The organism is Halomonas sp. SIMBA_159 (genome assembly GCF_046536035.1).
GTDB classification, from domain to species: Bacteria; Pseudomonadota; Gammaproteobacteria; order Pseudomonadales; family Halomonadaceae; genus Vreelandella; species Vreelandella venusta_A.
Genome location: NZ_JAWJBT010000816.1, coordinates 1 through 264, shown reverse-complemented (window position 1 = coordinate 264; position 264 = coordinate 1). Strand labels below are relative to the sequence as shown.

Below are 264 nucleotides of genomic sequence, written 5' to 3'. Positions count from 1 at the left end.
ATCATCTTATATCTTACGCTCGGTTTTTCTGAATTCTAAGGGGCAATATTTCAAGACAGTAACATCAATAATTTTGATGATGATGCTAAGTTTTCGTTATTGCTGTTACGAATTATAGCACCGAGATTGAGTTTGAGTACAAAATCCGATCAGAATCTACCGACAGGGAGAACTAAGATGATTCTTCTTTTTCTCGTCCTTTCACCCCTCCTAATTGTTCTCGCACATCGTCAATGGCAAGATTAAGTTGATTAATTTTGTCTT

General features: G+C 36.0%; 1 protein-coding gene. It reads right to left on the bottom strand.

What is annotated here, in order from left to right; translation table 11 throughout:
- Positions 1 to 172 precede the first annotated feature (172 nt).
- Positions 173 to 256 carry a hypothetical protein gene (locus tag R0J87_RS21485; RefSeq protein WP_498888831.1) on the bottom strand — a complete coding sequence of 28 codons (84 nt, stop codon included), beginning with the start codon at positions 254 to 256 and terminating at the stop codon, positions 173 to 175.
- Positions 257 to 264 lie beyond the last annotated feature (8 nt).